The following is a 16,649-nucleotide window of genomic DNA, read 5'->3' as shown; positions in this document are numbered from 1 at the left end:
CGGTCGGCGGCATGTGCGCAGGCGCAGAGCGCGGCCGCTGAAAGTGCGAGCGTCCACGGTCGTATGAATGCGTACCGGGGCATGTGCGTTCCTTGCAGATTGAAGGCTGACCCTAGGGCCAGCCGGATGAAGCAGAGGTTAAGCGTAATCGAGGCACCCGAATGCGTTACAAAAGGTGAACGGGTGCGCATTCTTCACTTGACCATTCCGCGCGCGATGTCAGCATCGGGTCCATGGAGCATCAACTTCGCGTGTGACCTTCAACAGGAGGCCGTCATGCAACAACTGCGCAGCTGTCACGCTTTACCCTGCATGCAATGCAACGCGTGGTGTTGACCCTGGTCTGATACGGCCACCTTGCCGGCACGGATGGCCGCCACCCACAGCATCTGCCACTGTTCACCCGATGCGGTCCCGGCATGCTCTTGCCGGCCCTGCAATACAGACATACGCCCGCCAGATTGTCCTCTGCGTTGCCCGATGGCCTTCGCAGCGCGGAGGCTGGCTTGTCCATGATGATCCTGCAGGCTTTGGAGGTGCACCGATGAGCGACCAATACGAACGAATGCTGCCGGCCTTGGACGATGCCAAGGTCGAGGAAATGATCGGAAAACTGGTGCTGGTCGGGGTGACCCGCTACGGCGGCGACGGCCAGGTGCAGGGACTGGAGCAGTACGCGGGAACGGTGCTGCGCATCAGTGCCGATGAAGGCGTGGTGCTGGCCGACGAGAACGATGGCCACGAGCGTTACCTGCCTCCGATGCTCGACCAGTACCTGCCGGCCCAGCCGGGAGAGTACCGGATGAGCAACAGCGGCATGATCGTGGTCGACCCGGACTATCTCACCGCCTGGGACCTGCACGCCCAGCAGTAGTGCCGGGCCATGCCTGGCAGGTGCCGGCAGCTCCCCGGCACCTCCCGGAGCTGCACTTTGCCCCATCCGGCCACTAGCCCTTCCGGCCCATTCACGACAACTCCTGCGGTGCTAGATTCGGGGCCATGCCCGATTCCGGGTACCCATTCACACCCCAGGGGATAAGGATGCTGATCCGTCGAACCTCTCTGGCAGCGGCCGTTGCCGTTGCCACCGTCGGCCTGCTGGCCGCTGGCCCGGCGCTTGCCGATTACGCGAAGCCGCCGGAGCACCTGCTCAAGGTGCTGAAGGCACCGCCGCCGCCAGCACCGAACGTGGCCCCGGGCGGCCAGCGCCTGCTGCTGACCACCGCACAGACCTATCCGTCGATCAGCCGCGTCGCCCAGCCGTACCTGAAGCTGGCCGGCGTTCGCCTGGAGCCGAAGAACCGCAGTCGGCATGACACCCCCGGCGGCTACGGTATTCCGGCCTGCGTGGCCGACTTCACCCTGGTCGATATCGGCAGCGGCAAGGAGACCAAGGTCAACCTGCCGCAGGGCTGCGCCACTGGCGCGCTGTGGTCGGCCGATGGCAGCCACTTCGCCTTCCAGAATGCGGTCGATACCAGCGTGCAGCTGTGGGTGGGCGATGCGGCCACCGGCCAGGTGAAGCAGGTGCCGAACGTGCAGCTGAACCCGATCTTCGGCTACACCGTGCAGTGGCTGGGCGGCAGCCAGAACCTGCTGGTGAAACTGGTGCCGGCCAATCAGGGTCCGGCGCCGTCCAACGGTGGCGTGCCGACCGGTCCGGATGCGCAGGAATCGCTGGGCAGCAGTGGCGAGAGCAGCACCTACGAAGCCCGCGACACCCTGACCAGCGTGCATGATGAAAAGCTGTTCGCCTACTACGGCGCTTCGCAGCTGGCCGTGGTCGATACCGCCGCGGGCAGCGTGCGCCCGGTGGGGCAGCCTGCGCTGTTCAACGAGGTCAGCGCCGCGCCCGATGGCGTGCACGTGCTGACCGAGTCGATCAAGGCGCCGTACTCACATGCGGTGACCTATCAGCGCTTCGCCAATGATGTGGCGGTGCTGGACGTGAGCAATGGCCGCAGCACGTCGATCGCCAGCCTGCCGCTGGCGGATCGCGTGCCGGTGCACGGCGTACCGGAAGGCCCGCGCGGTTTCGACTGGCGAGCCACCGATCCGGCGACCCTGGTCTATGCCGAAGCGCTGGACAAGGGCGACTGGAAGGTCAGCGTGCCGCACCGTGACCGCGTGCTGATGCTGAAGGCCCCGTTCAACGGCAAGCCGACCGAAATCACCCGTACCGCGCAGCGTTTTGAAGGGTTTGCGTGGACCGCCGATCCGGCCGTAGCCTTCCAGTACGAGAACGACGAGAACCGCCACTGGATGCAGACCCGCATCGTCGATGTGGACCAGCCGAAGAAGGAAGGTCGCCTGCTGTGGGACATGTCCAGCGATGAGCTCTACGGCAATCCCGGCAACCTCGTGTTCACGCGTCTGCCGAATGGCGCGCAGGTCGTGCGCCGTGAGGGCAACCACGTATTCCTCAGCGGCCGTGGCGCTTCGCCGCAGGGCGACCGTCCGTTCCTGGACCGCCTGGACCTGGGCACCCTGAAGAGCGAGCGCCTGTTCCGCAGCAGTGCCGACGCCTACGAACAGTTCCTCGGCTTCAGCAACACGCAGGGGCGCTACCTGACCTGGCACCAGTCGGTGATCGATCCGCCGAACGCCTTCATCCGCCAGCAGGGGGAGGCAGTGGCCGATGCGAAGGCCGGCGAGGCGCAGTTCGCGTCGACCACGACCGCGCTGACCAAGCTGGTCGACCCGACCCCGGAAGTGCGCCAGATCAAGAAGCAGTTGGTGACCTACAAGCGTGCCGACGGCGTGGACCTGTCGTTCACCCTGTACACGCCGCCGGGCTACAAGGAAGGCCAGCGCGTGCCGGCGATCCTGTACGCGTACCCGGCCGACTTCGCCAATGCCGCGCAGGCCGGCCAGGTGTCCGGTTCGCAGCAGACCTTCACCCGCCTGCAGCCGTACCGCCTGATGCTGCTGGCCGGCTACGCGATCATCGACAATGCCTCGTTCCCGATCGTGGGTGACCCGAAGAACGCCTACGACACCTACCTGGAGCAGCTGGAAGCCGACGCCAAGGCAGCGGTGGACAAGGCCGTGGACATGGGCGTGGTCGACCGCAACCGCATCGGCGTGACCGGTCACAGCCACGGTGGCCTGATGACCGCCAACCTGATCGCGCATACCAAGCTGTTCAAGGCCGGCGTGGCGACCAGTGGTTCGTACAACAAGACCTTCACCCCGTTCGGCTTCCAGAACGAACGCCGCTCGGTCTGGCAGGCGCAGGACGTGTACCTGAAGGCCTCGCCGTTCTTCTATGCCGACAAGATCAAGCTGCCGCTGCTGCTGGTGCACGGTGAGGACGATGCCAACCCGGGCACCGAACCGTTCCAGTCGCGCAAGCTGTACCAGGCCATTCGTGGCAACGGCGGTACTACCCGCCTGGTGATGCTGCCGAACGAACCGCACTGGTACACCGCGCTGGAGTCCAACGAGCAGCTGGTGTCGGAGATGCTGAACTGGTTCGACACCTACGTGAAGAACGCCAAGTAGCGTCGAGCGAGCTCGACTGCTTTGCACGAGGCCGCCTTCGGGCGGCCTTCCTGCATCCTGTAGAGCCGCGCCATGCTCGGCTGCTGTTCGCATGTAAACAGATGCACGTGCTTTGCAATCAACTGTGGAGACTCGGTAACGACTTGTTACCGGCACATTCGCATGCCACGCAAATGGTCTAGGCTGAACCTGATCGCTCGTTCCAGGTCGGTGCAATGAAAGCCATTCTCCTTGCTGCAACGTTGTCGTTGACCCTGGTTTCAACGGCATATGCTCAGTCGTTTCCTGCTGAGCTGACGCAATTGGGCATTGTCGCCGGCATGCCTTACGCCAAGGCCAAGCGCCTGCTGGATGCTGCAGGCTGGCAGGCGAAACCTGCGCAGGGCGCGCCGGAGTCGCTGGAGGGCTTTCCGGAAGTCGGATGCCAGAAGGGCGGAAAGCAGTGTGCGACGACCTTCGAAAAGGACGGTCAACAGATCGCGGTGCGGCTGGGCACTACCCTGGCAGGGCAGCCGTTCGTGCGGAGCGCTGACTGAGCATTCGCCCTCACGCCAGCGGTAGGCGGTCCTGCGCGTGCGACATCCGGTCATGCAGATCGCGCACGTGCTCGGTCTTGGCATGCACCCGGGTGGTATCGCCGAAGCTGCGCAGATAAGCGCAAGCAGCGAATCCCGCACTCTTCTTTTCGTACTCGGCGATCCAGGCCAGTCGGTCCGGGTTGTTGGCCTGTTCGGATGACCACGCGGCCACTGGCGGGCGGATGCGGTACTTCAGGCCGACGCGCCACGGCTTCGGTGTCAGTCGCGCACGGAAGCAATGCTGCAGCCGGCACATGCGCGCGTACAGGGTATCGGTGCCCAGTGCCTTGAAGAATGCCTGCAGCTGCTCGTCCTCCGGGGAGAACGTGGCATGCATCGCCAGTACGCGCAGTCCCGCAGGCGTCCGGTAGGCGCGCAGATGCCAGTGGGGGTGTTGTTCGCTGAAGGCTTCCACGCGTCGCAGCGCCAACCCCTCGGCGCCCCCGGCGGCGGCCAGCCGCTGCCTGCGGCGCATCAGCAATGCCGCATTGACCAGAACCACCGCCGCCACGCCCAGCACCAGTCCCACCAGCCAATGCCACAGCAGCGTGCCGGTGACGGCGCCGGCAAGCAGCACGACCGCCGCAACGATGGCCGGCATCACGCAGCCGGCTGGCGGCTGCGCATGGTCGATGTCGGCGAACAGTACGTCCGGGCTGTTGAGGCACAGTGCGCCATAGCTGTTGCGGGTGATGATGACGTCGCCGTCGCGCAGCACGATCTGCTCGCGGATCGGCACGCCCTCCACGCCGTAGTTGCTGCGCACTTCGCGACGCGGCAGCACCTGTCCGGCGAGGATGGCATTGAGTGCTTCATTGGCGCGGCGGTCGGCGTGCACCTGCGCCTCGGCAGGGCCTTCGTCGGACCAGCCGAAGCGGCGCACCACCACCGGCCGGCCACGGAAACGGGCCTGCAGGCGGGCTTCGGCCCAGTAGGCGGGAACGATCATCATCGCGGGGTGCTCTATCTTCCGTGGCAGGTGCCAACGCGAGTCTGGCACAGCGCAGGGGTGCCCGCATCTGCTTGCTGCGGCGGCCGGGCCGGAGTGATAGATTGCGCGCTTCGCATGCACTCCACCAAGGACGGAGCGATGTCCATGATCCTGCGCGGCCTGTTGGCCCTGGCCTGTGCCGGGGTGGTTGGCATGGCCACGGCGGCGGCACCGGCCGGGCCGCAGATTGTCACTGACGATGTCAGCCGCTTCTACGCGCTGTACGACAACGCAGGTGGCAAACCCAGCGTTGCGCAGTTGCGTGGCTACATGGCCGAGGGTTCGGCGGGCCTGGCCGAGCTGGCCAAGGCACGCCGGGTCACCCCCGAGCGCATTGCCGAGTCCATCGCCAGCCAGCCGGAGCTGTATGTGCAGGGGCGAAGCTGCCTGGCCGAACTGCCGGCGGTGAAACAACGTCTGACGCAGGTGTTTTCCAACCTGCAGGCCATCTATCCGCAGGCTGCGTTTCCGCCGGTGACCATCGCCGTCGGCCGCGGTCGTCCGGTAGGGCTGACCTCGAAAAGCGGCGTGATCATCGGCCTGGAAGCGCTGTGCGCAGCCGATTTCATGAATCCCAATGTGCAGGACCGCTTCGTGCATGTGATCGCGCACGAGTACGTGCACATCCAGCAGACCGGCCTGACCGACTTCGAGCCGGGCGACCCGCATGCGACGGTGCTGCGTGTTTCGTTGGGCGAGGGCATTGCTGAGTTCATCGCCGAACTGATTTCCGGCAACGTCGGGAACGGGCGCCATGCGGCCTGGACCCGTGGTCGGGAAGTGCATATCGAAAGCGCGTTCGCGCTGGATCTGGACAGCACCGATCTGTCGCCGTGGCTGTACAACTACAAGCCAGGCTCGCAGGAACCTTACGACCTGGGGTACTGGGTGGGATACCGCATCGCCAAGGCCTATTACCTGCAGGCCAAGGACAAGCGTGACGCGGTGCGTGCGCTGATCCAGCAGGACAACCCGAAGGCGATCCTGGCCGCCAGCGGCTGGACGCCGGGTATGTGGATGCCGGCGAAAGTCACGGGTGTGGCGGCGCGTACGGCTGCACGCTGAGCACAGGGTGGGGCGTTAGACTGCTGAAGATGATTTCAGGAGTACCCGCATGCGTGGACCTGTTGAGCTTGCCACTGCCACTGCCACTGCCACTGTCGTGGCGTTGGGCCTCGCGTTGGCTTCTCCGCTGGGCGCCGCTGAGGCCGTCGCAGTCAACCCGCTGCTGCAGACGCCCATCGACCAGCTACGCCCCGACGAAGTGCGCTTCATGCAGCAGCGCCTGGCCGATTGGCCGGAGCTGCAACGCTATCGTGATGCCAATGCGCGCCTACCTGATGCGGTGCCCGGCCAGCCGCGCGTGGTGTTCTTCGGTGACTCCATCACCGAGGGCTGGGGCAGGGAAGGCAGTGCCGGTTTCTTCCCCGGCAAGGGCTGGCTCAACCGCGGCATCAGCGGCCAGACCACGGCGCAGATGCTGGTGCGTTTCCCGCAGGACGTGCTGGCACTGAAGCCGCAGGTGGTGGTGATCCTGGCCGGCACCAACGACATTGCAGGCAACACCGGCCCATCCACGCAGGCGATGATCGAAGACAACCTGCACGCGATGGTGGACCTTGCCCGTGCACATGGCATCGCCGTAGTGCTGGCATCAGTGCTGCCGGTCAGCGATTACCCGTGGCTGCCGGGCACAGCACCTGCGCCCAAGGTGCGTGCATTGAACACGGCATTGAAGCGCTATGCCGATGCACAGCAGCTGGTCTATCTGGACTACTACACGCCGATGGCCAATGCGATCGGCGGACTGGTCCCGCAGTTGGCGGAGGACGGCGTGCATCCTACGGCGAAGGGCTATGCGGTGATGGCGCCGTTGGCCGAGGCGGCGGTCAAGCGCGCGCTGCAGCAGAAGTAGCTCCGCCGGGCAGGCTTGCCAGCAGCCACTCGCAGAAACTGATCACCAGCGGATCGGTTGCACTCTCCTCATGTACCAGCCAACTCCAGCGGGGGCCGCGCACGCGTGCATCATCCAATGGTTGCAGCAGGCCTTGTTCGCAGGCTCGGGCTGCCAGCAGCTCGCTGACCAAGGCGATACCCAGCCCTTGGCACGCGGCATCCAGCAACTGCCCGGGCTCGGAGAAATTCATTCCCTCGCGGCGCTGGCCGACATCGGCGCCACCCTGCACCTGCCATTGGCTCCAGTCCATCTCGCGCTCGCCATGCAGGGTGAGGCGTTCGTGCGCCGGTGTGGCGAGCAGGGCCGGATGGCAGGCTGGATAGAGACGATCCTGCAGCAGCACGCGATGCTGGCACTGCGCCTGTGAGTCGAGGTCATCACGTACCGCTACGTCCAGCGTCTGCGTGGTCATGTCCGGCGCTTCCTCGCTGGTCAGCAGCCACAGATCGGCGTCGGGATGCAGCCGGTGAAAGCTGGCCAGGCGTGGCACCAGCCAATGCCGAGCAAAGGCCGGGCTGGCGTTGACGATCAGTTGATTGGGCTTGCGGTACTGATCGAGCCGGCGGATGCCGCTGGCCAGCTGCCGCAGCAGCGCCTGCGTTGTTTCCAGCAGGTCGATGCCGGCATCGGTGAGGGTGACGCTGCGGCCCTGCCGGAAGAACAACGGCTGCTGCAGCGACGCTTCCAGACCCCGGATCTGCTGGCTGATGGCCGACTGGGTCAGGTGCAGTTCCTCCGCCGCACGGTGGAAACTGCCCAGCCGGGCCGCAGCCTCGAACCCCCGTAGCGCGTTCAGTGGTGGCCAGTGCTTGAGCATTTCAGATAAGTAAAACTGTTCAATTGATGGCTGAATCTATCGTTTGTTCTTATGTGTCGGCAAGCGCAGCATAGCGCCCATCCCACACCGGCCATGGAGCCTGTCATGAGCAACCGTCGTCACTTCCTCACCCAGCTGGCGGGCGCCGCCGGCCTTGGCGGCCTGGCTGCTCTGGGCCTGGCCGGGCTGCCGGGTCGCGTGGCTGCAGCAGGGCCAGGTGCGGGGACTTGGCGCATGCCGGACGAGCACGGCCCACAGGAACGCGTGTTCCTTGCCTTCGCCGCGCAGCCGCGGGTGTGGGGCGCGCAAGCCGATGCGGTGAACACCGCCGTGGCGCGGTTGGCCCGTACCATCGCGCGCCACCAGCCGGTCAGCGTGCTGTGCCGCCCGGCGCAGTTGAAGCAGGCGCAGGATCGCTGTGGCCGCGACAACATCGAGTTCCTCGAGGTGCCGCTGGATGACATCTGGGTGCGCGACTATGGTGGGTGCTTCGTCACCGATGACAAGGGCGGCCTGGGCCTGGTCGACTTCAACTTCAACGGCTGGGGTGGCAAGCAGAGCGCGCGCAACGATGGCGCGGTGGCGCCGTGGCTGGCGCAGGTGACTGGCGCGACGCTGCTGGAAAGCGATCTGGTGGGCGAGGGCGGTGGCATCGAAGTCGATGGCCATGGCACGGCCATCCTCACCGAAAGCTGCTGGGTCAACCGCAATCGCAATCCGGACTGGTCGCGCGCGGATATCGAGGCCGAGCTGAAGCATCACCTGGGCCTGCGCAAGGTGATCTGGCTGCCCGGCATCGCCGGCAAGGACATCACCGATGCGCACGTGGACTTCTATGCGCGCTTCGTACGCCCGGGCGTGGTGATCGCCAATCTGGACAACGATCCGGAGTCCTACGATTACGACCTGACCCGCGAGCATCTGCGGATCCTGCGCGGGGCCACCGATGCCGATGGCCGTCGCCTGCAGGTGCATACGCTGCCGCCGCCGCTGGACGGACGCGACAACGTGCATACGCGCGACAACGACGATCTGGCGATGGGCTACATCAACTACCTGCCGATCAACGGCGCAGTGGTCGCGCCGCAGTTCGGAGACGACGAAGCCGATGGATTCTGCCGCGAACTACTGGAAGACATGTATCCCGGCCGCGTGATCGAGCAGGTGGATATCGATGCCATCGCCGGTGGCGGTGGCGGCATCCATTGCGTGACCAAGAACATGCCGAAGGTGTAGTCCACTGTTGCGTTGACGCGCCGGAGGTCATGTCATGATGCTCCAGGTACACATGGTCGGGGGAACAGATGGATCTGGATACGGGCATATGGAGTGGATTGGTGGGCGGCAGTATCGCCACGATGATTGCACGGCGAGCTGCCGGTCGACTTCCCAGTCACTACCGCGGCCGTAGTCTGGTCTACCTGCGACGCCGCCATCGCGCTTCCATCTGGAGTGCAAACGCGCTTTTCCTGCTCGGGTTGATCAGCGGCCTGTTGATCTGGCCGTTGGGTCACTACGCCAGTACAGATTCACTTCCATTGCTGCTGGCAGCCGGCATGAGTTGCGGTCTGCCGCTGTTGGCGCTGCTGCTGATTCCCTGGATGACCCGCCGTCCGATCCGTGAGGCATGGGTGATCTTCGGATATTCGCAGGGTGGGCCGGTGTGGTTGATCTACTCGATCCTGCTGGCAGGCGTCGCCTGTGGTGTGGTCGGAGTTTTGCGGCTGCCGGACTGAGGCGGCAGCACCTGCATGGCGCGCACATCCAGCGCGCTCAGGCGTCGTCCTGTTTCAACGCCGCATCGGCAGCCAGCAGCGCCTCGGCGGCCGCACTGAGCGGCGGCGACGGCGGGGCGACCACGCCGATCGCTTCCATCATCTTCGGCATACCCAGGAACTGCCGTGCGCGGCGGTCGTAGATGCCGGTGACCAGCAGCGCACGGGTGGCGATCTTCTGCTCGGTACCGATCAGTACGCGTTGCTCCATGATCCCGCGCGAGCCGACCCAGCCGACCAGCCGCGTTTCCAGGGTGAAGCGCTGGAATGGCTTCAGCTCGCGGCGGAACTGGATGGTGCCGGCGCCGACGATCGGTGCCCACTTCTCGCGCAGCGCCACCCGTCCCAGGCCCATGCGCAGGATCAGGTCCAGCCGGCCCAGGTCGAAGATGTTCCAGTAGCGGCCGTTGGTCATGTGCAGGTTGCTGTCCAGGTCATTGGGCAGTACCCGGAACTGCAGCCGCGAGACCCCGAATGGGGCCTCCAGCTTGGGCCGGAACAGGCTGCACAGCAGCAGATGGAGCAGGCGGAACCAGAGATTCATGGTTATGACGACTGTTATATAATCGCCGGTACGCTAATCTATGACGACTGTCCTGGCAAGGAGCCTGCCGTGAGCCCGCGCCCGTCTGATGCGCCACAACGCGTGATTGATGCTGCGGCACAGATGCTGGCGCGTGTGGGCCTCAATGCCACCAGCATCCGTGAGGTCACCAAGCTTGCCGAGGCGCCGCTGGGCTCCACCTATCACCACTTTCCCGGCGGCAAGCAGGAGCTGTTGGCGCGTGCCACCCATATGGCCGGCGACAAGGTCGAAGCGTTGCTGGTGGAGCTGCTGAAGGGCGGGGCGGTGCAGGGCCTGCAGCAGTTCCTGACGATGTGGCGCGAGCGCCTGCTGCGCACCGATTTCCGCGCCGGCTGCCCGGTGTTGGCCGCTGCGGTGGAGGAGCCGGTTGACGCGGTGCACAGCCAGCCGCGCGCGGCAGCTGCAGAGGTATTCGCGCGCTGGCAGGGCCATCTGGCCGCAGCGTTCGTCGCCGACGGACACGATCCGGCCGCCGCGGGTGGGCTGGCCAGTCTGGTGATCGCCAGCGTGGAAGGTGCGGTGGCGATGTGCCGCGCACTGCAGGACATCGCCCCGTTCGACCAGGTGGCCGCGCAGTTGTTGAAAACCGCCGCGCGGCCTTGATCCGGCGGCACGGTCGCGGGAGACTCGGCGCAGGCCCTGACTGGACGCCGCCATGGACGAATCGCACTGCCGCCACCTGATTGAGCACTACCTGCAGGCCTACAACCGCTTCGACATCGACGCCATGCTGGCGGTGCTGGCGCATAACGTGCGATTCGAGAACCACAGCGGCAGCCAGCTGACGATGGTCACCGAAGGCATCGATGCCTTCGGCGAACTGGCACGGCAATCGGCGCCGTTGTTCCGCGAGCGCGAGCAGCGGTTGCTCGAGTTGACCTTCGAGGATGGCATGGCGCTGGCCAGGATCGGCTGGCGTGGCGTGTTCGCGCAGGACATTCCCGATGGTCCCAGTGCGGGCACGGAACTGGCCCTGCAGGGACGCAGCGAGTTCGCTTTTGAGGACGGTCGCATCGTGCGGATCATCGACCGCAGCTGAGGATCGATGGCATAGGTCCGCCGTCTGGACAGCGGACCTGCCCGCGGTAGAATCCGCCCACCACCGCTTACGCGTGCCCGGCAAGGATGTCCGCATGCAGTATCAGGTTTTCGAGCTTCCACGCTGCACGATCTGCGGCATCCAGCGGCGCCGATGAAACGCACCCGTTTCTTTACGCGCAGCCCATTGAAGCTGCCGGCTAATCGCGGCAGTGAAGTCGTGCGCGCGCGGCAGCATCTGCAGCAGCTCGGCTGGCCGCGCCTGCAGATGGCGCTGATCGTGGCCCTGACCGGTGCGGCCGGTTTCCTCGCCTCGCACCTGCTGCGTCTGGCCGGTATCGACGCGATGCTGCTGCGCTACCCGATGGCCGTGCTGCTGGCCTATGGCGTATTCCTGCTGCTGATGTGGATCTGGATCCGCTGGCGCTGGGACAACGTGCTGGATGGCCTGTCGCCGGATGTGGGCAGTGGCAGCCCATCGCCTCGCGGAAGTGCCGTGGAATCACCGTGGAGCGGCGTCGGTGGCCGTTCTGGAGGTGGCGGCGCGTCAGCTTCGTGGAATGAGTCGGCGCGGGTCAACGGCGACGATGCCGGTGAGCTGCCGTTGACCGGCCTGGCCGAAGACGAAGCGGGCCTGCCGTTGCTCGCGATCCTCGGCCTCGTCGCGCTGCTGGCGACCGTTCTGCTGGCCAGCGTGTGGGTGGTGTGGTCGGCGCCAGTGCTGATGGCTGAGCTGCTGGTGGACGCGGCCATTGCCGGAGGCCTGTACCGGCGCATGCAGGGCATGCGGGAGCAGGGATGGTGGCGGGTATGCGTGACGCACACGATCTGGCCGCTGCTCGGCCTGCTGCTGTTCTTTGCTGTGCTGGGTTGGCTTGCGCAGACGCTGGCTCCAGGAGCGACCCACCTGCTGCAGGTCATTCAAGCAGTGTAGCGCCACGTTCCCGGCCGATATCCCAACCTGCTTCATTTCTTCGAGGAGCTTCATGCGACAGCGCATTGCACGGAAGCGCATCCTGACGACAGCGGTCGTCCTGTTCGTGGCTGCTGGCGCAGCGCTGATGGCCAGCGTGCGCCCGCAGTGGCGGCAGGATGTCAGCCCGCCTCCGATCAATCTGGGAACGGCACGGATGCAGGCCGAGGTGATGGCAGAGCTCATCGACCTGCGACCGACACCGCCAGGAAAGCCGCCAGTACCACCGATTCCAATGAAGGCAGTCTCCTCCCCGATGCTGACCGGCAACAGTGGGTTCGCGACCGCGGAGGTGCCACTGGCAGATGTCGCGCCAGCACACTTCGAGCCGCGCGGCTGGGAACCCGACATGCCATTTGCAGTGATGGAATGGACTGCGCCTTCCTGCGGTGAAGGAGACCCCGTCCCGGTCTGCCAGGTTCGTCACAGCGTCGTCGAGTGGCGCGATGATGACAGTGCGGCGTCCTTTCAACTTCAGCAGCATCTGGAGGCGGTGCTGCAGGTTGCGAACCGCCGGGCTGTACGCGTACCCGACCTCGCGTTTGAGCTTGCACATGTGCGAGCGCAACGGATGACGTGGGACGAGCTTCAGCAACGGCGCGCACGCGGCGTCGAGGGATGCACGGGTGGCCGGGGCAATCCGGATCTGGGCGTTGTCTATCTGCAGCGTCCTGTGTTCAGCCTGGACGGGAACTGGGCAATGGCATCGATCGCCTCGGATCTGTGCAGTGGAGGAACGGCGATGCGCGCCCTCTACCTTCTGCACCGCAGCAAGGGCGGATGGGAGCGTGTTCGAGTGAATCCTGTCCGCTATATGAGCTTTGGCTACGGCCTGTGGCCCGCGTTGCCGGAGTCGTGATGACAGATACCTCGTTCAAGCCGGACCGTGACTGCCAACAACGGATCGTCTGGCGACGCATTGCGTCGTTGGCGGCGGCGCTGTCGGCTTTGGCTCTCATGGCCGGAGTCTGCAGCCTGCGCCCGAGGTGGCAGCAGGCGATCGGTCCGCCATTGGTCAACCTGGGAACGGCGCAGATGCAGGCGGAGGCGATGGCGCTGGCGATCCGGCAGAGGCCGCCTTTCCCCCCTCCACCCCCGCCAGAGCCGCAGCCAACACCAGTTCTGCCATCGCCGCTGAGCGAGGTGCCCACCGCACCGCAGACGCCGTCCACGCGCGTCGATCGATGGCGCCCGCAGGAGCAGCCACAGTTGACCGACCCGGTGGGGGAGGACATCTACGTGATGGAGCAGACCTTGCCCTATTGCTGGCCAGGCAGCAGTGCCTCCACCTGCCAGGAGGTGGACGATCTGGTCCTGCCGCTGGACGATTGGTGGCCGCCGGACATCCATGCGCTGCGGTTGCAGCTGCAGGCGGACCTGGTTCCCGCCAATCGCCGTTCCACGCCAGTGCCTGCGGCCGCATTGGCCGGTGCGCAGCGGATGGACAGCGCGAGGCTTCGAGCGCTGCGGGAGCAGGGGTGCGGGACAACGGTGCATCGGCCGACTCGGACATACGACCACGTCGTCTATCTGACCCGGCCCGTTTTCAGCGTCGATGGGCAGTGGGCTATGATCGCGGTCGCCTGGGATTCGTGTTCCGACGATTTCGTCTACCGGGAGCTTGTCGTACTGCATCGGGAACAAGGACGCTGGATGGCCGAACCCCCGGAACGGGGTCTGGGCGGCGTATGGGACGGCCGCGTACTGCGGCCCTGGACGTACAACCACTGACGAGGAAGAGCGCATGGATGTCGCTGCACGCAGGAACAGGATGTTGTTTCGTTGGATCATGGTGACGCTGCTGGCTGTGTTGTTGCCGTTTGCAGCACTGGCACAGCCTGCAGCCGGGCAGGCCGATGGCGCCGAAGCCGCTACTGCCGCGGAAGAGGCGCAATGCCGCACCTGCACTTATGAGCGTATTGGGCCCAAGGTCGATATCGGCCTGGTGGCCCTGATTTCGCTGCTGGTGGTGGGCCTGCTGGTGGCGGTATCCCGCGAATGGGGCACCACCTCGCAACGATGGACCTGCCGCACGCTGGCCCTGTTGCTGGTGGGTGTCGGTGTGGCGTTGCTGTGGTGGGCTGGCAGCGTCGTCTACCTGGGCTACAACCCGTGGCAGGAAATGGCCGCCCCCGTCGATGGCTCGCTCACATCGACACTGCTCACTACCTCACCGAAGTGGCTGGCGGCGATGGTGCTGATCGGCTTCGCGCCTTCCATCTGGAAACGCAGCGAGCGCCTGCCGGCGTGGCGCATCAGCTGACATTGAAACGGCGGCGCTGGATCACACCCGGCGCCGCCTGCGGTCATCAGTCAAAGCGCAAACGCACACCAGCGTAGATGCCACGGCCTTCGCCCGGCGTCGAGCGGGCAATATCCTTGCCGGCATCGTTGTAGCCTGGCGTGACCGTGGCGGCGTAGTGGCGGTTGCCGATGTTGCGCATCTCCGCCCAGGCCTGCCAGCGACCGCCGGGTGCGTCGTAGCCGATGCGGCTGCCGAAGATCACATGGCTGTCGGCCCAGTAGCTGTTGGCGTAGTCGACGGCGATGCGCGAGGCGTATTCGGTATTGAGCGCAGCGTACAGGCCGGACGCGTGATCGAAGCGCAGCTCGGCCTGGTAAGCGTGGCGCGGCAGGCCGGGCAGGCGGTTGCTGCCGAAACGCGCATCGTGGCGATAGCGGAAGTCACTGAAGGTGTACGCCTGGCGCAGCGACAGGCGGCCCGGCGCAGCCTGCCACAGGGTGCTGTCCAACCCGGCTTCGATGCCGCGGTGAACGGTGGGGCTGGCGTTGTTCTCGGCGATGAACAGGTTCGGCACCGGTTGCAGTTCGACGCTCAGCAGTTCGTGGTTTACGTGCGCGTAGTAGCCGGTCAGTTCCCAGCGACCCAGCGCCGCGTCACCGCGCGCGCCCAGTTCCAGCGTTGTGGCGGTCTGGTTCTGCATCGGCACCGGCGCGCGTTGGCGGCCGGTAGACGGGCCATTGCCCGGCCCGAAGTACTGGTTCGAGCCCCAGATCATCGACCACGGGTGCGGCGCCTCCACCGAACGGCTGAGGTTGCCGAACCACTGGGTCTGGGCGCTGTGCTGCCAGGTGAAGCCCAGTCGCGGCGCGTAGTCCCAGTCGTGGTCGCGCAGGCGGCCGCCGCTGCTCGGCCAGGTCACCTGTACATTCCGACGGGTGTTGATCAGTGCCAGCCCGGTCTGCATGCGCAGGCGGTCATTGAAGGTGAGGGTATTGCCAACGTGCAGCGTGCTGTCGGTGCCGTGGTGGCGGAAGTCACGCGTGCGCGTGCCGGTGGCATAGCCGTTGCTGGCAAAACGCAGCGACTCGCGCACATCGGCGTCCAGATCGTGGGTGACGCGCAGGCCGACCGTGGTTTCGCTGTCCAGGCCGAACAGCCGGTGGCGGTGGCGGTAGTCCAGTGTGGCGTTGAGGTTGGCGTAGTCCAGCTGCTGGCGGTACAGGCTCTCGTTCAAGTCCATCGGGTACTTGTGATAGACCAGTCCCGCCTGCAGCGAGGAATCCTCATCGATCTGCAGCGTGGTGACGTTGCCCACCCACGTGCTGCCGGGCTGCGGGCGACGTGCATCGATGGCCAGGTTGGCTGGGTTCGCCGCGTGCGGGTCATTGCGGATCTGATCGCGGGTCAGGCGACCGGGTGTTTCGTGATTGGTTTCGCGGTAGCGCACGAAGAAGCGTGTCTGCAGGTCGGGCGTGATCTGCCAGCCGATGTTGGCCATCGCGCCCTTGCCGTCGCCGCGCGCATGGCGCTGATAGCCATCGAACTCGGTATCGGTGTAGGCCAGGAAGTAATCGACATCGCCACTGACGCCGCCCCAGCTGATGCCGCGCTTCTGGTAGCCACGGCTGCCGGCTTCGTAGTGCAGCTGCACGCCCGCCGAATCACGGCCGCTGCGGCTGATGTAGTCGATGGCACCGCCCAGTGCCAGCGCGCCACGCTCGAAACCGTTGGCGCCGCGCAGTACTTCCACGCGGGACAGCCACAGCGATTCCAGCAGCTCGTAGGGCGTGCCGCCCGGGCCGGTCAGTGGCAGGCCGTCGATCGACACCGCAATACCCGAGGCATGCGCGCCCGGGCCCCGGTTGATGCCTGAGCCACGGATCGAAATCTTGGTGCCTTCGTTGCCCGGCGACTGCGCGCTGATGCCCGGCTGGTAGGCCAGCACATCGGCACTGCTGGACAGCCGGCTGTCCGCCTTGGCCACGTCGATGACGTTGCTGGCGCCGGGTACGCGCTTCAGCGCCTCGCGCGCCTGGGCGCTGGCATCGGCGGCGGTGACCTGCACCGCATCCAGCGTGGTGGCCTGCGGGGCCGCAGCGGCGGTGGAGGAGAGGCCAAGAGAAACGGCCAGGAACAACAGCGACGGGGCGGGGCGGTACGACGAGAGCGACATGCGGGAATACTG

Annotated in this window: 17 protein-coding genes; 13 read left to right on the top strand and 4 right to left on the bottom strand. The window is 65.8% G+C overall.

Going from position 1 to position 16,649, the window contains the following annotated elements; translation table 11 throughout:
- The first annotated feature begins 544 nt into the window (after positions 1–544).
- The 3 genes from V3B48_RS10190 to V3B48_RS10180 all read left to right on the top strand — a co-directional run bounded on the left by V3B48_RS10190 (position 545) and on the right by V3B48_RS10180 (position 4,040).
- Entirely contained in the window at positions 545–874 is a 330-nt protein-coding gene (locus tag V3B48_RS10190; RefSeq protein WP_006376346.1) for a hypothetical protein, read from the top strand.
- 167 nt (positions 875–1,041) lie between these two features.
- Positions 1,042–3,504, top strand: coding sequence for a prolyl oligopeptidase family serine peptidase (locus tag V3B48_RS10185; protein ID WP_329893685.1), 2,463 nt, complete (start codon positions 1,042–1,044; stop codon positions 3,502–3,504).
- Positions 3,505–3,719: 215 nt separating this feature from the next.
- The gene (locus tag V3B48_RS10180; protein WP_329893684.1) at positions 3,720–4,040 is read left to right on the top strand and encodes a hypothetical protein; all 321 of its coding nucleotides are present in this window, start codon (positions 3,720–3,722) and stop codon (positions 4,038–4,040) included.
- Positions 4,041–4,050: 10 nt separating this feature from the next.
- Here the strand turns inward: V3B48_RS10180 and V3B48_RS10175 are convergent, their stop codons facing one another.
- Positions 4,051–5,034, bottom strand: coding sequence for a hypothetical protein (locus tag V3B48_RS10175; RefSeq protein WP_329893683.1), 984 nt, complete (start codon positions 5,032–5,034; stop codon positions 4,051–4,053).
- Positions 5,035–5,172: 138 nt separating this feature from the next.
- On the opposite strand from V3B48_RS10175, the gene V3B48_RS10170 reads away from it, so the two are divergent.
- Positions 5,173–6,138, top strand: coding sequence for a DUF2268 domain-containing putative Zn-dependent protease (locus V3B48_RS10170; protein WP_121505171.1), 966 nt, complete (start codon positions 5,173–5,175; stop codon positions 6,136–6,138).
- Between the two features lie 49 nt (positions 6,139–6,187).
- Positions 6,188–6,988: an SGNH/GDSL hydrolase family protein gene (locus tag V3B48_RS10165; protein ID WP_329893682.1), complete on the top strand. Its 801-nt coding sequence runs from the start codon at positions 6,188–6,190 to the stop codon at positions 6,986–6,988.
- Here V3B48_RS10165 and V3B48_RS10160 read toward each other — a convergent pair.
- On the bottom strand, positions 6,963–7,847 hold the full coding sequence (locus V3B48_RS10160) for a LysR family transcriptional regulator (RefSeq protein WP_164080423.1): 885 nt from the start codon (positions 7,845–7,847) through the stop codon (positions 6,963–6,965). The genes V3B48_RS10165 and V3B48_RS10160 overlap by 26 nt on opposite strands.
- Positions 7,848–7,952: 105 nt before the next feature.
- Between V3B48_RS10160 and V3B48_RS10155 the strand changes: the two genes are divergently transcribed.
- Together V3B48_RS10155 and V3B48_RS10150 are read left to right on the top strand one after the other, a co-directional pair.
- The gene (locus V3B48_RS10155) at positions 7,953–9,083 is read left to right on the top strand and encodes an agmatine deiminase family protein (protein WP_329893681.1); all 1,131 of its coding nucleotides are present in this window, start codon (positions 7,953–7,955) and stop codon (positions 9,081–9,083) included.
- A gap of 68 nt (positions 9,084–9,151) precedes the next feature.
- Positions 9,152–9,583 (top strand): hypothetical protein, encoded by a 432-nt coding sequence (locus V3B48_RS10150; RefSeq protein WP_183080245.1) that lies wholly within the window; start codon positions 9,152–9,154, stop codon positions 9,581–9,583.
- A gap of 37 nt (positions 9,584–9,620) precedes the next feature.
- Here the strand turns inward: V3B48_RS10150 and V3B48_RS10145 are convergent, their stop codons facing one another.
- Positions 9,621–10,166: a thioesterase family protein gene (locus tag V3B48_RS10145; RefSeq protein WP_032127705.1), complete on the bottom strand. Its 546-nt coding sequence runs from the start codon at positions 10,164–10,166 to the stop codon at positions 9,621–9,623.
- Positions 10,167–10,235: 69 nt separating this feature from the next.
- On the opposite strand from V3B48_RS10145, the gene V3B48_RS10140 reads away from it, so the two are divergent.
- The 6 genes from V3B48_RS10140 to V3B48_RS10115 all read left to right on the top strand — a co-directional run bounded on the left by V3B48_RS10140 (position 10,236) and on the right by V3B48_RS10115 (position 14,482).
- Positions 10,236–10,811, top strand: a complete 576-nt coding sequence (locus V3B48_RS10140; protein WP_197615086.1) for a TetR family transcriptional regulator — start codon at positions 10,236–10,238, stop codon at positions 10,809–10,811.
- Positions 10,812–10,863: 52 nt separating this feature from the next.
- Complete coding sequence (locus tag V3B48_RS10135) at positions 10,864–11,247, top strand: nuclear transport factor 2 family protein (protein ID WP_049463189.1); 384 nt, start codon at positions 10,864–10,866, stop codon at positions 11,245–11,247.
- A 153-nt stretch (positions 11,248–11,400) separates the two neighbouring features.
- A complete protein-coding gene (locus tag V3B48_RS10130; RefSeq protein WP_182266370.1) occupies positions 11,401–12,180 on the top strand; it encodes a hypothetical protein in 780 nt (259 codons plus the stop codon).
- A gap of 52 nt (positions 12,181–12,232) precedes the next feature.
- Positions 12,233–13,078, top strand: coding sequence for an energy transducer TonB (locus V3B48_RS10125; protein WP_329893680.1), 846 nt, complete (start codon positions 12,233–12,235; stop codon positions 13,076–13,078).
- Complete coding sequence (locus tag V3B48_RS10120; RefSeq protein ID WP_329893679.1) at positions 13,078–13,950, top strand: hypothetical protein; 873 nt, start codon at positions 13,078–13,080, stop codon at positions 13,948–13,950. The genes V3B48_RS10125 and V3B48_RS10120 overlap by 1 nt, the downstream gene beginning before the upstream one ends.
- A 13-nt stretch (positions 13,951–13,963) precedes the next feature.
- Positions 13,964–14,482, top strand: coding sequence for a hypothetical protein (locus tag V3B48_RS10115; RefSeq protein WP_197615090.1), 519 nt, complete (start codon positions 13,964–13,966; stop codon positions 14,480–14,482).
- A gap of 46 nt (positions 14,483–14,528) precedes the next feature.
- Here the strand turns inward: V3B48_RS10115 and V3B48_RS10110 are convergent, their stop codons facing one another.
- Positions 14,529–16,637 (bottom strand): TonB-dependent receptor, encoded by a 2,109-nt coding sequence (locus V3B48_RS10110; RefSeq protein ID WP_197615091.1) that lies wholly within the window; start codon positions 16,635–16,637, stop codon positions 14,529–14,531.
- Positions 16,638–16,649: the final 12 nt, after the last annotated feature.

The organism is Stenotrophomonas sp. SMYL20 (assembly GCF_036320045.1).
Lineage (GTDB): Bacteria > Pseudomonadota > Gammaproteobacteria > Xanthomonadales > Xanthomonadaceae > Stenotrophomonas > Stenotrophomonas maltophilia_A.
The sequence above is the reverse complement of the archived record's forward strand: the minus strand, read 5'-3'. Positions and strand labels throughout refer to the sequence as shown.

What these genes read in the sequence shown, in the direction of transcription:
- V3B48_RS10155 (WP_329893681.1), top strand. Translation starts at nt 7,953, where the DNA reads ATGAGCAACCGTCGTCACTTCCTCACCCAGCTGGCGGGCGCCGCCGGC.
- V3B48_RS10145 (WP_032127705.1), bottom strand. Translation starts at nt 10,166, where the DNA reads ATGAATCTCTGGTTCCGCCTGCTCCATCTGCTGCTGTGCAGCCTGTTC.
- V3B48_RS10115 (WP_197615090.1), top strand. Translation starts at nt 13,964, where the DNA reads ATGGATGTCGCTGCACGCAGGAACAGGATGTTGTTTCGTTGGATCATG.
- V3B48_RS10150 (WP_183080245.1), top strand. Translation starts at nt 9,152, where the DNA reads ATGGATCTGGATACGGGCATATGGAGTGGATTGGTGGGCGGCAGTATC.
- V3B48_RS10170 (WP_121505171.1), top strand. Translation starts at nt 5,173, where the DNA reads ATGTCCATGATCCTGCGCGGCCTGTTGGCCCTGGCCTGTGCCGGGGTG.
- V3B48_RS10180 (WP_329893684.1), top strand. Translation starts at nt 3,720, where the DNA reads ATGAAAGCCATTCTCCTTGCTGCAACGTTGTCGTTGACCCTGGTTTCA.
- V3B48_RS10120 (WP_329893679.1), top strand. Translation starts at nt 13,078, where the DNA reads ATGACAGATACCTCGTTCAAGCCGGACCGTGACTGCCAACAACGGATC.
- V3B48_RS10190 (WP_006376346.1), top strand. Translation starts at nt 545, where the DNA reads ATGAGCGACCAATACGAACGAATGCTGCCGGCCTTGGACGATGCCAAG.
- V3B48_RS10175 (WP_329893683.1), bottom strand. Translation starts at nt 5,034, where the DNA reads ATGATGATCGTTCCCGCCTACTGGGCCGAAGCCCGCCTGCAGGCCCGT.
- V3B48_RS10110 (WP_197615091.1), bottom strand. Translation starts at nt 16,637, where the DNA reads ATGTCGCTCTCGTCGTACCGCCCCGCCCCGTCGCTGTTGTTCCTGGCC.
- V3B48_RS10125 (WP_329893680.1), top strand. Translation starts at nt 12,233, where the DNA reads ATGCGACAGCGCATTGCACGGAAGCGCATCCTGACGACAGCGGTCGTC.
- V3B48_RS10185 (WP_329893685.1), top strand. Translation starts at nt 1,042, where the DNA reads ATGCTGATCCGTCGAACCTCTCTGGCAGCGGCCGTTGCCGTTGCCACC.
- V3B48_RS10130 (WP_182266370.1), top strand. Translation starts at nt 11,401, where the DNA reads ATGAAACGCACCCGTTTCTTTACGCGCAGCCCATTGAAGCTGCCGGCT.
- V3B48_RS10160 (WP_164080423.1), bottom strand. Translation starts at nt 7,847, where the DNA reads ATGCTCAAGCACTGGCCACCACTGAACGCGCTACGGGGGTTCGAGGCT.
- V3B48_RS10135 (WP_049463189.1), top strand. Translation starts at nt 10,864, where the DNA reads ATGGACGAATCGCACTGCCGCCACCTGATTGAGCACTACCTGCAGGCC.
- V3B48_RS10165 (WP_329893682.1), top strand. Translation starts at nt 6,188, where the DNA reads ATGCGTGGACCTGTTGAGCTTGCCACTGCCACTGCCACTGCCACTGTC.